A 13,047-nucleotide genomic window follows, 5' to 3' on the forward strand; every position below is an offset into this window, starting at 1 on the left:
CGCGGCGGCGGTCGGGTCAGGAGCCGCCGCCGGACTGCCGTCGGGTCCACTCGCGCATGCGCTTGGGGTAGCCCACCAGGGCCGCCTCGTACACCGGGATGCCCAGCTTGCGCGCGAGGGAGCGCGCCGCCGCGGGGTCGGCGACCCGGCGCCGGGTCCACTCCCCCGTGTCGGCGATGAACACCACCGTCGTGCCGCTCAGCGTGGTCACCGGTTCGATGTACGCCTCGACACCCTTGCGGCTGCGCGCGAATTCGCTCAGGTGGTCGGCCGTCGCGGCGGCCTGCTTACGATCGGGCGCGTCCGTGCCGGTACCGCGTTTGCGTCGGAACAGCCCCACGGGGATTCCTTCCTGTCGTACGCGCGTTCGCCCGCGTCCGTCCTGCGCGGACGCCGGGATCGTGCCGGAACAACGAGTCGCGAGGGCACGTTGTGCCCCCGACCCGCCATTTCGGTGCGGCCCCTGTGGGACAGGCAACACCGGGGCGGAGTGCTCGGTCGCCTCCGACAAGTGGGAGGATGTTGTACCGGCACTTGAGACCTTCCACAAGAAGGGGGTGCCGCCCGCCGCGTACCGCGCGGGTCGGCATCGCAATCACAGGAGGACGTGACGTGGCGAACGACGCCGGAGCCGTTTTCGATGTAGTCATTCTCGGCGGCGGGAGTGGCGGCTACGCGTGCGCCCTGCGCGCGGCCGAACTCGGTATGCGCGTCGTCCTCGTCGAAAAGGGCAAGCTCGGCGGCACGTGTCTGCACAACGGCTGCATCCCGACCAAGGCGCTGCTGCACGCCGGCGAGGTCGCGGACCAGACGCGCGAGAGCGAGCAGTTCGGCGTCAAGTCGACTTTCGACGGCATCGACATCGCCGCGGTGCACGCGTACAAGGACGGCGTCGTTTCGCGCCTGTTCAAGGGCCTGACCGGGCTGATCGCGAGCCGCAAGATCACCGTCGTCGAAGGCGCCGGGAAGCTTGTGTCGCCGACCGCGGTCGAGGTGAACGGGCAGCGCTACGAGGGTCGACACGTGGTACTGGCGACCGGCTCGGTGCCGAAGTCGCTGCCGGGCCTGGAGGTCGACGGCAACCGCGTGATCAACAGCGACCACGCGCTCGTGCTGGACCGGGTCCCGCAGTCCGCGGTGGTGCTGGGCGGCGGCGTGATCGGCGTCGAGTTCGCCAGCGCCTGGAAGTCCTTCGGTGTGGACGTGACCATCGTCGAGGCGCTGCCGCACCTGGTCGCCCTGGAGGACGAGGCGAGCAGCAAGCTGCTGGAGCGCGCCTTCCGTCGTCGCGGCATCAAGTTCGAACTCGGCGCGCGTTTCTCCGGTGTCGAGTACACCGACGCGGGCGTCCGGGTCTCGCTGGAGAACGGCAAGCAGATCGAGGCCGAGCTGCTGCTCGTCGCCGTCGGCCGCGGCCCCGTCTCGGCGGGCCTGGGCTACGAGGAGGTCGGCGTCGCGATGGACCGCGGCTACGTCCTGGTCGACGAGTACTGCGCCACCAACGTGCCGACGATCTCGGCCGTGGGCGACCTCATCCCCACCCTTCAGCTCGCCCACGTCGGTTTCGGCGAGGGCATTTTGGTCGCCGAGCGGATCGCCGGGTTGAACCCGGTGCCGATCGACTACGCGGGCGTGCCGCGCGTGACCTACTGCGACCCGGAGGTGGCCTCGGTCGGCCTCACCGAGGCGCAGGCGGTCGAGCGTTACGGTTCGGACAAGCTCGCGTCGATCAGCTACAGCCTCGGCGGCAACGGCAAGAGCCAGATCCTCAAGACGACCGGCCAGGTCAAGGTCGTCTCGGTCAAGGACGGCCCGGTCGTCGGCATCCACATGGTCGGCGCCCGGATGGGCGAGCTGACCTCGGAGGCCCAGCTGATCTACAACTGGGAGGCCCTGCCGGCCGAGGTCGCCCAGCTCATCCACCCGCACCCGACGCAGTCCGAGGCGCTTGGCGAGGCCCACCTCGCGTTGGCGGGCAAGCCCCTGCACGTCCACGACTGACGACGCGCCCCCTATCGCGCCCCGTCATCCAAGACCCACGCCTTGAAGCGTTGAGAAGGAGTCATTGACCCATGCCGGTCTCCGTAACACTGCCCGCGCTCGGCGAAAGCGTGCAGGAGGGCACCATCACCCGCTGGCTGAAGCAGGAGGGTGAGCGCGTCGAGCTGGACGAGCCCCTGCTCGAGGTCTCGACCGACAAGGTCGACACCGAGATCCCCTCCCCCGCCGCGGGCATCCTGGTGTCGATCAAGGCCCAGGAAGACGACACGGTCGACGTCGGCGCCGAGCTGGCCGTGATCGACGACGGCTCGGGGGCCGAGGCTCCGGCCGCCGCGCCGGCTCCGCAGGAGGCCGAGGCTCCGGCTCAGGCCCCGCCCGCGCAGGCTGCTCCGGCCGCCGAGGCACCCGCCGCACCCGCCGCTCCGGCGGCTCCGGTCGCGCAGGAGCCCGCCCAGGCTCCGGCCGCGCCCGCCGGCGACGCGCAGGGCACCCCGGTGCTGCTGCCCGCGCTCGGCGAGAGCGTGCAGGAGGGCACCATCACCCGCTGGCTGAAGCAGGAGGGTGACACGGTCGAGGCCGACGAGCCGCTGCTCGAGGTCTCGACGGACAAGGTCGACACCGAGATCCCGTCGCCGGTCGGCGGCGTGCTGCTGAAGATCAAGGTCGCCGAGGACGAGACGGTGGAGGTCGGCGCGGAGCTGGCCGTCATCGGCGCGCCCGGTGCGACTCCGGCCGCGGCGCCCGCTCCGGCGGCTGCGGCTCCGGCGGCTGCTCCGGCTCCTGCGGCTGCTCCGGCCACCGCGCCGGCTCAGGCCGCGGCGCCCGCTCCGGCTCCGGCCGCAGCTCCGGCCCAGGCGCCCGCGCCGAAGCCGGCTCCGACGCCCGCGCCGGCTCCCGCCCCGCAGGCCGCCGCCCCGGCGGCGCAGCTCGCCCCGCCGGCCGAGGCCGACGGCGCGTACGTCACCCCGCTGGTGCGCAAGCTCGCCGCCGAGCACAACGTGGACCTGGGCGCGATCGAGGGCACCGGCATCGGTGGCCGCATCCGCAAGCAGGACGTCCTGGAGACGGCCCGCAAGCAGCAGGCGGCCCAGGCCGCCGCGGCTGCCTCGGCTCCGGCCGCGGCCCCCGCCGCCGCTCCGGCCGCCAAGGCCGCGGCGCCGATCGAGCCGTCGCCGCTGCGCGGTCGGACCGAGAAGTTGTCGCGGATGCGCACGGTGATCGCCAAGCGCATGGTCGAGTCGCTGCAGACCTCGGCCCAGCTGACCACCGTCGTCGAGGTGGACGTCACCAACATCGCCCGCCTGCGCGACCGGGCCAAGAACGACTTCGTGGCCCGCGAGGGCGTCAAGCTGTCGTTCATGCCGTTCTTCGCCAAGGCGGCGGTCGAGGCGCTCAAGGTCCACCCGGTCCTGAACGCCTCGATGGACCTGGACGCGGGCACGGTCACCTACCACGACGCCGAGCACCTGGTGATCGCGGTGGACACCGACCGCGGTCTGATGGTCCCGGTCATCCACAACGCGGGCGACCTGAACATCGCGGGCCTGTCCCGGAAGATCTCGGACCTGGCGGAGCGCACCCGCACCAACAAGGTCAGCCCCGACGAGCTGGCCGGCGGCACGTTCACGCTGACCAACACCGGTTCGCGCGGCGCGCTGTTCGACACGCCGATCTTCCCGCAGCCGCAGGTCGCGATGCTCGGCACGGGCGCGGTCGTCAAGCGCCCGGTCGTGGTCAACGACCCGACGCTCGGCGAGGTCATCGCGGTTCGCTCGATGGTGTACCTGGCCCTGTCCTACGACCACCGCCTGGTGGACGGCGCGGACGCGGCCCGCTTCCTGCAGACGGTGAAGACCCGTCTCGAGGAAGGCGCCTTCGAGGGCGACCTCGGCCTGTAGGCAGCCGGCGACACGCACGACCCGAAGGCGGTTCGGACCCCGGTCCGGGCCGCCTTCGGCATGTTCGGCACCGGGTGGGCGAGGATGCTCCCATGCGTATCGCCGTCACCGGCTCGTCCGGCCTCGTGGGTTCCGCTCTCGTCCGCTCGCTCGCCGCCGACGGCCACGAGGTGGTCCGGCTGGTCCGCCGGGCCCCCCGCGGGCCCGACGAGGTGCGCTGGGACCCGCACGGCGGCACGGTGGACACCGCCGCGCTCGGCCCGGTGGACGCGGCCGTGCATCTGGCCGGCGCGGGCATCGGGGATCGGCGCTGGACGGCCGCGTACAGGCGCGAACTCCGGGACAGCCGGGTCCTGGGCACCGCGGCCGTCTCCCGCGCGCTGGCGGCCCTGCGACCGGCGCCGCGGGTACTGCTGTCCGGCTCCGCGATGGGCTACTACGGCGACACGGGCGAGCGCGAGGTGGACGAGTCCTCCCCGCCCGGGGCCGGCTTCCTGGCCGACCTGTGCACGGAGTGGGAGGCGGCCACCGCGCCCGCCGTCGAGGCCGGCATCCGGGTCGCCCACCTGCGCACCGGCCTGGTGGTCTCCCGCTCCGGCGGCGCGTGGGGCCGGATGTTCCCGCTGTTCCGGGCCGGCCTCGGCGGCCGACTCGGCTCGGGCCGGCAGTACTGGAGCTTCATCTCGCTGACCGACGAGGTGGCCGCGATCCGCCACGTCCTGGACCACCCGACCCTGTCCGGCCCGGTCAACCTGACCACCCCGAACCCGGTCACCAACGCCGAGGCCACCAAGGCCATGGGCCGGGCCCTGCACCGCCCCACCTTCCTCGCGGTCCCCCCATTCGCCCTGCGCATCGTCCTCGGCGACTTCGCCAAGGAAATCCTCACCGGCCAACGCATGGTGCCCAAGGCCCTCCTGGACTCCGACTTCACCTTCGAACACCCCACCATCGACACCGCGATCGCCGCCGCCCTCGACGCCTGAGCCCCGACGTCACGTCCGGCACGCTCGTCGACAAGTGGACGCCCTGCTGTTGCCCGTCGGACAACCGGTGTTGGTCAGTGCGCTCCTTCGGGCTTTTGGTGGGTATGACTTGTAGGCGTGAAACCGACCGGGCTTTCGAGGGGTATGACCTGTAGGCGTGAAACCGACCGGGCTTTCGAGGGGTATGACCTGTAGGCGGTGAAACCGACCGGGCTTTCGAGGCATGACCTAGGCGATGAAACCGACACCGCGGCGTGGGTGGTCGTGGGCTGGGGGACGGGAGGACGATCGTGGTCGACGTGCGCCGTACCGAGGTGATCGTGGTGGGGGCCGGGTTGGCCGGCTTGAGCGCGGCACGGACCGTGGCCGCGGCCGGGGTGCCGGTCACCGTGCTGGAAGCGGGCGATCGACCCGGGGGGCGGGTGCGGACGGATCTCGTGGACGGCTTCCGGGTCGACCGCGGCTTTCAGTCGCTGACCACCTCCTGGCCCCAGGTGCGCCGGCAACTCGACGTCGCCGCACTGGGGTTGCGCGCGTTCCAGCCCGGTGTGCTGCTGTACGAGGACGGCCGCACGCAGCGGATCGGCGACGTGCGCCGGGTCCGGGACGCGATCGGCGGGTTGCGCAACGGCAGCGGCACCGACCGGGCGCGGCTGGCCGCCCTGCTCGCCCGGACCGCGTCCGCCCCGGTGGCGCGGGTGTTCGGCGCCGCCGAGACGGCCGCCGCCGATGCGCCGGTGTTGCGCGCGCTGCCGCCCGAGCTGACCCGGCGGACCCTGCGCCCGCTGCTGGCCGCGCTGTTGCACGATCCCGCGTTGCGCTCGTCCAGCCGGTTCGCCGAGTTGCTGCTCCGGTCCTTCCTGCGCGGCCGGGTGGCGCTGCCCGCCCGGGGCATGGCGGCGGTGCCGACCCAGCTCGCGGCGACCCTGCCGGCGGGCGTGGTGCGCTACGGCGTGCGCGTGTCGTCCGTCTCGGCCGATCGTGTGCTGACCGACGTGGCGGGCGAGATCCGGGCGCGCGCGGTGATCGTGGCCACCGATCCGAGTACGGCGGTGGCGCTGCTGCCGGGCCTGCGGATGCCCGCCTTCCACCCGGTGACCACGCTGTACCACGTGGCCCGCGGCGCGCCCCGGGCCGACGCGTCGCTGCTCGTGGAGGCCGACGCCCGCAGCCCGTTCACGCACACGACGGTGGTCAGCCAGGTCGCCCCCACCTACGCGCCGGACCGCCGGGCGCTGATCGCCACCACCGTGCTCGGGCACGACGGCTCGGAGCCGGCCAAGCTCGAACTACGGGTCCGCGAACGGCTCGCGGTCGTCCACGACACGCCCACCATCACGTGGGCACATCTGACCACCTGTCACATCCCGCAGGCCGTCCCGGTGGTCGAGCCCGGTCACAACTTCCGCCGACCGGTCCGGCTGATCGGCGGCCTGTACGTCTGTGGCGACCATCGCGACTCCAGCTCCATCCAGGGCGCCCTGGCCTCCGGTCGCAGAGCGGCCCGCTCCGCCCTCGCCGACCTGGGCGCCCTCGCGGCCTGACCCGCCGCGCGCCGCTCAGGCCGTGCGGACGAAGCAGCCCGACCGCGCCTCGAATTCGCGCACCGCCGGCACGTCCCGATACGGCGCCAACCGATGGGTGAACTCGCGTACATAGTCCACCGCCCGCGACGACCGCAGCCCCTCCGCCTGTTCGGTCGCCTCCGCCTCCACCCGGCATGCCTGCTCCACCTCGCCCAACTCCAGCAACGCGGTGGCCAGGATCGTCTGGCAGAACAACCGGCTGCGCGCGTACTCGCTCCCGCGCAGCCGCAGCGAGCGCTCGGCGTATTCGCGCGCCTTGTCGTAGTCCTCCAAGTCCCGGTAGCAGTGCGCGTGATCGTCGGCCAACTGGGCCTCGTTCATGAACGCGACCCACTCCGGCTCGTCGTCCCCGGACGCGACGCACTCCAACGCCTGCTCGGCCCGCAACAACGCCGCCCCGCACGCCCGCGCGTCGCCGAGCAGGCCGTGTCCGCGCGCCTCGACCGCGTGGAAGAGCGCGCGCACCCGGGGCGTGGCCACCGCCGACGCGCCCTGCTGGGCGACCCGCGCCAGCTGTACCGCCTCGCGCCCGTGCCCGAGGTATACCGCCTGCCGGCTCATCGTGGACAACACGAACCCGCCGAGCGCCCGATCCCCCGACGCCTGGGCCAGCCGCAGCGCCTGGACGAAATAGCGCTGCGCCATCCCGTGCACGCCCACGTCGTACGCCATCCAGCCGACCAGGCGGGTGAGCGTGGCCGCCGCACCGAACAGCGCGCTGCCGGTGCGCGAGTCGTAGGTCCCGCGCAGTATCGCGGTCACCTCGGTGTCGAGGTAGCGCACCAGCGCCTGCCGGCCGTGCCCCCCGCCGAACGAGTTGTCCAACCGCCGGAACGCCTCGCCGACCGCCCGTACCGCGGCCACGTCGCCGAGGCCCACGCGGTCGCCGTCCTGCCGCGCCGGCCGCTCGTCGCCGGCGCCGATCAGCCAGTCCCGGCTGGGCACCACCAGCGCCCCGGGCGTGAACGCGGCCTCCACCAGGGCGGATCGCTGCGCCGAGTCGGCCTGCCACATGCCGGTGACGATCTCGACCGCCTCGGGCGGACCGGACGCGTACTCCAGCCCGGCGTAGTCCGGCCGGCATCCGGCCATGCCCAGATCCTCGGCGCTGAGTTTGCGGCCGAGTCGTTGGGTGAAGACCTCCGCGAGCAGTATCGGCACGATCCCGCGCGGATGTTGGCCCCGCAACCAGCGTGCCACTGAGGTCTTGTCGTACCGGAGATCGATGCCCTGTTCCGCACCGAGTTGGTCAACGCGTCGGGCCAGACCGGCATGCGAGAAGCCGGCTTCCTCGACAAGCGCCGCCAGCCGGTGATTGGGGCGCCGCTCGACCCTGGCTGCCATGGAGATGAACGCCTCCCGCTGGTGCGGTGGTTCGGGTGTGGGTGGGTGATCGCGCGAGAATCTAGCGATTTCTGGAGAGCTACAACCCGAACGCTCGTAACAATGACCCTTTCGAGTTACGCCCGAAGGACCCGCCGGGATGGGGCGAATTCGCCCCCAGGAAGCCCCGGTTCGGCCAAGTTCGGCAAAACCTGCCGAATCGGCGACACGGATCCACCGCGCTGTCACCAGCCTGCCGCCGCTTGCGATGCGCGTAGCGGTGGTGGAACATGCGCGAGGCAGTTCACCCGTTGGGGTGATCGACTTCCGTGCGGCCGACGTCCGCGCGGACGCGCCTCGGGGGCGTCGGGCCACATCGGCCGGAGTGTCCGGGAATCGCGAGCCGCCCGCGACCAGGCGAAGGAAACGCACGCGTGACCCGGCAATCGGACGACACCGCCCGCGGGATCGTGATCCCCCTCGCCGCGGTCGCGATCGTCTGCCTGCTGCTCACCAGCGGGGTCTTCCTGTTCGGCGGCCTCGGCGACTCGGATCGGGGCGACACCCCGGTCTCGCTCGACCGGAACCTGCCGCTGCCGGCGCCCGCGTTCCCGCTGCCCGGCACCGCTGCCGCGAGCCCGGGCGCGGGTACGGCCACCGCCACGGGTCCGCCGACGACCGCGAGCGCGACACGGTCGGCGACCCGCTCCCCGTCCGCCTCGGCGAGCGCCAACCCCGGGGCGAGCGCGACCGCGACCCGCTCCAGCGCGCCGCCGGCCCCGCCCGTCCCGCCGCCGCCCGCCACCACCGGTCCCGCGGACATCTCCGTCGACGCCACCGTGACCGACTCCGGCTGGGGGGCCGACGGCACCGTGGTGATCACCAACCGCACCCCGCGCCCGCTGCCCGCCTGGGACCTCACGCTCACCACGTCGGGCCGGCAGAGCGGCTTCACCATGCTCTACGGCGAGGACATGCGCACCAGCACCGATCGCGGCGTCGCGACCGCCCGCGGCCGGGGACCGCTGGCGCCCGGGGCGAGCGTGGTGATCGAGTTCGGCCTGTACGGCCGGGTCGAGGCGATCGGCTGCACCTTCACCGGCGTGACCTGTCGAGTCCGCGGCCTCGACGCCGGTCGCGGGTGACGTTCGACCCCGTCGTACGCTGGTGGGCGTGACCAGCTTCTTGCGATTCGTGCACCTGGGCCTCGGCGCCGACGCCGTTCCGTACGAGGCTGCCTGGGAGGAACAGCGCCGCGTGCACGAGCAGGTGGTGAGCGGCGAGATCGGCGACACCTGTCTGCTCCTGGAACATCCCGCGGTCTACACCGCCGGCCGCCGTACCGACCCCTCCGAGCGCCCGATGGACGGCACACCCGTGGTCGACGTCGACCGCGGCGGCAAGATCACCTGGCACGGTCCCGGCCAGCTCGTCGGCTACCCGATCGTGCGCCTGCCCGAGCCGGTCGACGTGGTCGCGCACGTGCGTCGGATGGAGGAGGCGCTGATCCGGGTCTGCGCCGACCTGGGTCTGGAGACCACCCGGATCGAGGGACGCAGCGGCGTGTGGGTCCTGGGCGACGCGGTGCCGCAGCGGGCCGCCCCGACCGGCGGCCTCGACCTGCGCTTGGACAGCCGGCTCACGGCCGCGCCCGACCCGCGCCTGCACCCGGAGTTCGACCCGCGCCTGGCCGGTCCGGAGTACGCGCCCTCCAACGCGGGGCAGCGCGGCGACGACCGCAAGCTCGCGGCGATCGGCGTCCGGGTCTCGCGCAAGGTCACCATGCACGGCTTCGCGATCAACTGCGACGCCGACATGACCTACTACGACCGCATCGTGCCGTGCGGCATCAAGGACGCCGGGGTCACCTCGCTCAGCCGCGAACTCGGCCGCGAGGTCACCGTCGCCGAGATCCTGCCGCTGGCCGAGCGACACCTGGCCGATGTCTTCGCCCGGATCCCGGCGTGACGCGAGCCGCGTAGCGGGCGCCGCGTAACGCGAGCCGCACGACCCGCACCGCGTGACGCACGCCTCGTCCCGGACCCGACCGCCGGGGAATCCACCCGGGTTCGTCCCGGTTGCCACTTGACGGGGCGTCCGGAGCCCCGATTCGCTCGGCGTACTCTGGACGTACCGCCCCACCACGGGCCCGTCCCATCCTGTCGGGCCCACTGCGGTCTGTCCCGCCCGCAGGCCGACCCGAGAAGAGGGAGTCGCGCGTGTCCGCTGTCGCACCCGACGGCCGCAAGCTGCTTCGCCTGGAAGTCCGCAACGCCGAGACTCCCATCGAGCGCAAGCCTTCGTGGATCAAGACCCGGGCGAAGATGGGCCCCGAATACACCGAGCTCAAGCAACTCGTGAAGCGCGAGGGGCTGCACACGGTGTGCGAGGAAGCGGGCTGTCCCAACATCTACGAGTGCTGGGAAGACCGCGAGGCGACCTTCCTGATCGGCGGCGACCAGTGCACCCGGCGCTGCGACTTCTGCCAGATCGACACCGGCAAGCCCGCCGAGTTGGACCGCGACGAGCCGCGTCGGGTCGCCGAGTCGGTCCAGGCGATGGGTCTGAAGTACGCCACGGTCACGGGCGTGGCCCGCGACGACCTGCCCGACGGCGGCGCGTGGTTGTACGCGGAGACCGTCCGGCAGATCAAGGAGCTGAACCCGGGCACCGGCGTCGAGCTGCTGATCCCCGACTTCACCGCGCAGCCGGACCAGTTGGCCGAGGTGTTCTCCTCGCGCCCCGAGGTGCTGGCGCACAACATCGAGACCGTGCCGCGCATCTTCAAGCGCATCCGGCCGGGCTTCCGCTACGAGCGCTCGCTCGACGTGATCACCCAGGCCCGGGCGGCGGGTCTGGTCACCAAGTCCAACCTGATCCTGGGCATGGGCGAGGAGCGCGCCGAGATCAGCCAGGCGATGCAGGACCTGCACGACGCCGGCTGCGAACTGCTGACCATCACGCAATACCTGCGGCCGAGCGTGCGGCACCACCCCGTCGAGCGCTGGGTGAAGCCGGAGGAGTTCGTCGAGCTGAACGAGGAGGCCGAGGAGATCGGCTTCGCGGGCGTGCTCTCCGGACCCCTGGTCCGCTCGTCGTACCGCGCGGGTCGGCTGTACCGCCAAGCCCTGGAGGTGCGCGACACGCGCGCCGCGTCGGCCGAAGGTGTGCAGAGTTTCACCTCGGTGTGACCCGGGCGCCATCATCGGGCAACACAGTGTCGCGAGAGTCGGCCGTGGTGCGGCCGAAGCTCGCATCGAGCACAGCTAGGGGGACGACCTCATGCCAGATACGCAGCAGGACAACGCCTCGGTGCTGCGCGGCGCGTTCGATCGCGGCCTCGCCGCACGCCGGGCCACCGTCGGCCGGGTCTTCCGGGCCGTCGAGACCGTCCTGATGTTCGAGGGTGGTCAGCGCACCGCCCGCCGCAACGCGTGGGCGGCCGTGTGCGCCGACCGCAGCCGCGCCCGGGCCCGCGCCGAGGCCTCCGACATCCTGGCCCGGCTGGCCCCGGTCAAGCCCGCACCGGGCGCCGGCTCGCGCTAGGTCGCGCGGGGCCGGTCGGCCCGCGATTCGGCCGTCCTCGGGGGATGGATTTCCGCCGGACGGCCGGATCGCCGCGCCTTCGGCGGGAAGGTCGCGACAAGCCGGCGCCAGGCATTGTCCCCGGTGGACGGCACGCCAGTATCCTTTTCACATGGCGAGCAAGGAACCATCCGAGAAGAGCGGCCGGCTGAAGCAGATCCGGCTCGCCTACCAGCAGACGAAGAAGGCCGATCCGTGGGTCGGCTTGATTGTGGCGGCCTGGGGCCTGGGGGTATTCGCAGTACTCCTGGCCATCGGCTTCTGGTGGGGACATCCGATCTACCTGGGCATCTTCGGTGCCCTCGTGGGTCTGCTCGCGGCGGCCTTCATCTTCGGACGCAGGGCCGAGAAGTCGGTGCTCGGCCAGATGGAGGGCCAGCCCGGCGCCGCGTTGGCGGTCATGCAGTCACTCAAGCGTGGCTGGGTCGTGACCCCCACCGTGGCCATCACCCGCAACCAGGATGTCGTACACCGCGCCGTGGGTCGCCCCGGCATCATCCTGGTGGGCGAGGGTCAGACGGGTCGCGTGACGCGACTGTTGGCCGATGAGAAGAAGCGCATGTCCCGACTGGCGGCGAACACCACGGTGCACACGATCATCGTCGGCAACGACGAGGGTCAGGTCCCGCTGCTCAAGCTCCAGCGGCACATCATGAAGCTGACCCCGACCATGGCCAAGCCCGAGGTCGCGCAGGTCAACGACCGGCTGCGGGCGGTCGGCGACCTGATGAAGAACATGCCGGTGCCCAAGGGCCCGATGCCGAAGGGCGCGCGCATGCCGCGCGGCCCGCGCGGCTGACCCACCGCGGCGCCACGCACCCGCGCGACACCCGCGCCCGTCCCCGTCCCCCGTTCGACGCGAGAGCGGCGGCGATCCGAACCCGGATCGCCGCCGCTCTCTTCTGTTTCTTCTGTCTCTACTGTTTCTTCTGTCTCTTCCGTTTCGGAGCACGGATGTCGCAGGAGGGCCTAAGCCCGGACCACCGCCGTGCCGACCGCCTTGTCGTGGAAGCCCCGCCCGTCCCGGTCGTAGATGGCCGGCGGAATCACCAGGCACAACAGGAACGTCCGCACCACGACCGCGAGCGGCAGCAGCGAGCCGCGGGTGACCGAGACCACCCGGATGCCCATGATCCGCTTGCCCAGGGTCCAGCCGAGCGTGCTCACCAGGAGCAGGTTCTCCACGGCGAACACGCCGAGCGTGCCCCAGCTGGTGCCGACCGCGTTGAGCTTGCCGCCGCCCAGGAAGGACAGCGCGATGACGTAGCAGATGCCCCAGTCGATGACCAGGGCGAGGAGCCGGCGCCCGGTCGGCGCCAGTGAATTGGGTCCGTCCTCGGGCAGCCCGAGACGCTTGCCGCGGTAGGCGAATTCGTCGTCCGCCGCCCCGGATGCCTGGGTCCGCGCTGCGCTCGTGTTCTCGTCCACCCCTCCAAAGTAGACGAGCCGGGCCGATTCACCCGCCCCGGGGGTGGGCGTACGGGCGGCCGATCACGGGCACGCATCCAGGCAAACCGGCTAGACCGTACGGGTGGGTGCGTAACATCCCGGAAACACGAGGGACACCGACGGGAAACCGCTCGCGCCTACCTTCAAGGCCTAGTGGCCACCGGGGAGGAGGCCGCTCCCCGCGAACGCAACTACCCGCGCCTGGCGCCGGGTCGAGGA

The 13,047-nt window shown here is 72.2% G+C and carries 12 protein-coding genes; 9 read left to right on the plus strand and 3 right to left on the minus strand.

Annotated elements, in window-relative coordinates; all coding sequences use genetic code 11:
• Window positions 1-16 precede the first annotated feature (16 nt).
• The gene (locus tag ACMXN5_RS09215; RefSeq protein WP_380012508.1) at window positions 17-340 is read right to left on the minus strand and encodes a hypothetical protein; all 324 of its coding nucleotides are present in this window, start codon (window positions 338-340) and stop codon (window positions 17-19) included.
• A gap of 272 nt (window positions 341-612) precedes the next feature.
• Between ACMXN5_RS09215 and lpdA the strand changes: the two genes are divergently transcribed.
• The 4 genes from lpdA (at window position 613) to ACMXN5_RS09235 (ending at window position 6,429) form a co-directional block, all read left to right on the plus strand.
• Complete coding sequence (gene lpdA / locus ACMXN5_RS09220) at window positions 613-2,001, plus strand: dihydrolipoyl dehydrogenase (protein WP_439674818.1); 1,389 nt, start codon at window positions 613-615, stop codon at window positions 1,999-2,001.
• 71 nt (window positions 2,002-2,072) lie between these two features.
• Entirely contained in the window at window positions 2,073-3,899 is a 1,827-nt protein-coding gene (gene sucB / locus ACMXN5_RS09225) for a 2-oxoglutarate dehydrogenase, E2 component, dihydrolipoamide succinyltransferase (RefSeq protein ID WP_439674819.1), read from the plus strand.
• A gap of 92 nt (window positions 3,900-3,991) precedes the next feature.
• A complete protein-coding gene (locus ACMXN5_RS09230) occupies window positions 3,992-4,885 on the plus strand; it encodes a TIGR01777 family oxidoreductase (protein WP_439674820.1) in 894 nt (297 codons plus the stop codon).
• Between the two features lie 290 nt (window positions 4,886-5,175).
• Entirely contained in the window at window positions 5,176-6,429 is a 1,254-nt protein-coding gene (locus ACMXN5_RS09235; protein WP_439674821.1) for an NAD(P)/FAD-dependent oxidoreductase, read from the plus strand.
• Between the two features lie 15 nt (window positions 6,430-6,444).
• Here ACMXN5_RS09235 and ACMXN5_RS09240 read toward each other — a convergent pair whose 3' ends face one another.
• Entirely contained in the window at window positions 6,445-7,815 is a 1,371-nt protein-coding gene (locus ACMXN5_RS09240) for a regulator (RefSeq protein WP_395789161.1), read from the minus strand.
• 413 nt (window positions 7,816-8,228) lie between these two features.
• On the opposite strand from ACMXN5_RS09240, the gene ACMXN5_RS09245 reads away from it, so the two are divergent.
• The 5 genes from ACMXN5_RS09245 to ACMXN5_RS09265 all read left to right on the plus strand — a co-directional run bounded on the left by ACMXN5_RS09245 (window position 8,229) and on the right by ACMXN5_RS09265 (window position 12,178).
• A complete protein-coding gene (locus ACMXN5_RS09245) occupies window positions 8,229-8,939 on the plus strand; it encodes a hypothetical protein (protein ID WP_439674823.1) in 711 nt (236 codons plus the stop codon).
• 28 nt (window positions 8,940-8,967) lie between these two features.
• A complete protein-coding gene (gene lipB, locus ACMXN5_RS09250) occupies window positions 8,968-9,762 on the plus strand; it encodes a lipoyl(octanoyl) transferase LipB (protein WP_395789165.1) in 795 nt (264 codons plus the stop codon).
• Between the two features lie 251 nt (window positions 9,763-10,013).
• Complete coding sequence (lipA, locus tag ACMXN5_RS09255) at window positions 10,014-10,985, plus strand: lipoyl synthase (protein ID WP_395789167.1); 972 nt, start codon at window positions 10,014-10,016, stop codon at window positions 10,983-10,985.
• A 91-nt stretch (window positions 10,986-11,076) separates the two neighbouring features.
• Window positions 11,077-11,340: a hypothetical protein gene (locus ACMXN5_RS09260; protein WP_380032757.1), complete on the plus strand. Its 264-nt coding sequence runs from the start codon at window positions 11,077-11,079 to the stop codon at window positions 11,338-11,340.
• 151 nt (window positions 11,341-11,491) lie between these two features.
• Window positions 11,492-12,178, plus strand: a complete 687-nt coding sequence (locus ACMXN5_RS09265; RefSeq protein WP_078977506.1) for a DUF4191 domain-containing protein — start codon at window positions 11,492-11,494, stop codon at window positions 12,176-12,178.
• Window positions 12,179-12,348: 170 nt separating this feature from the next.
• Here the strand turns inward: ACMXN5_RS09265 and ACMXN5_RS09270 are convergent, their stop codons facing one another.
• A complete protein-coding gene (locus ACMXN5_RS09270) occupies window positions 12,349-12,807 on the minus strand; it encodes an RDD family protein (RefSeq protein ID WP_126638383.1) in 459 nt (152 codons plus the stop codon).
• Between the last annotated feature and the right edge of the window lie 240 nt (window positions 12,808-13,047).

It is taken from the genome of Embleya australiensis (genome assembly GCF_051903075.1).
In the GTDB taxonomy this organism is placed as follows: domain Bacteria; phylum Actinomycetota; class Actinomycetes; order Streptomycetales; family Streptomycetaceae; genus Embleya.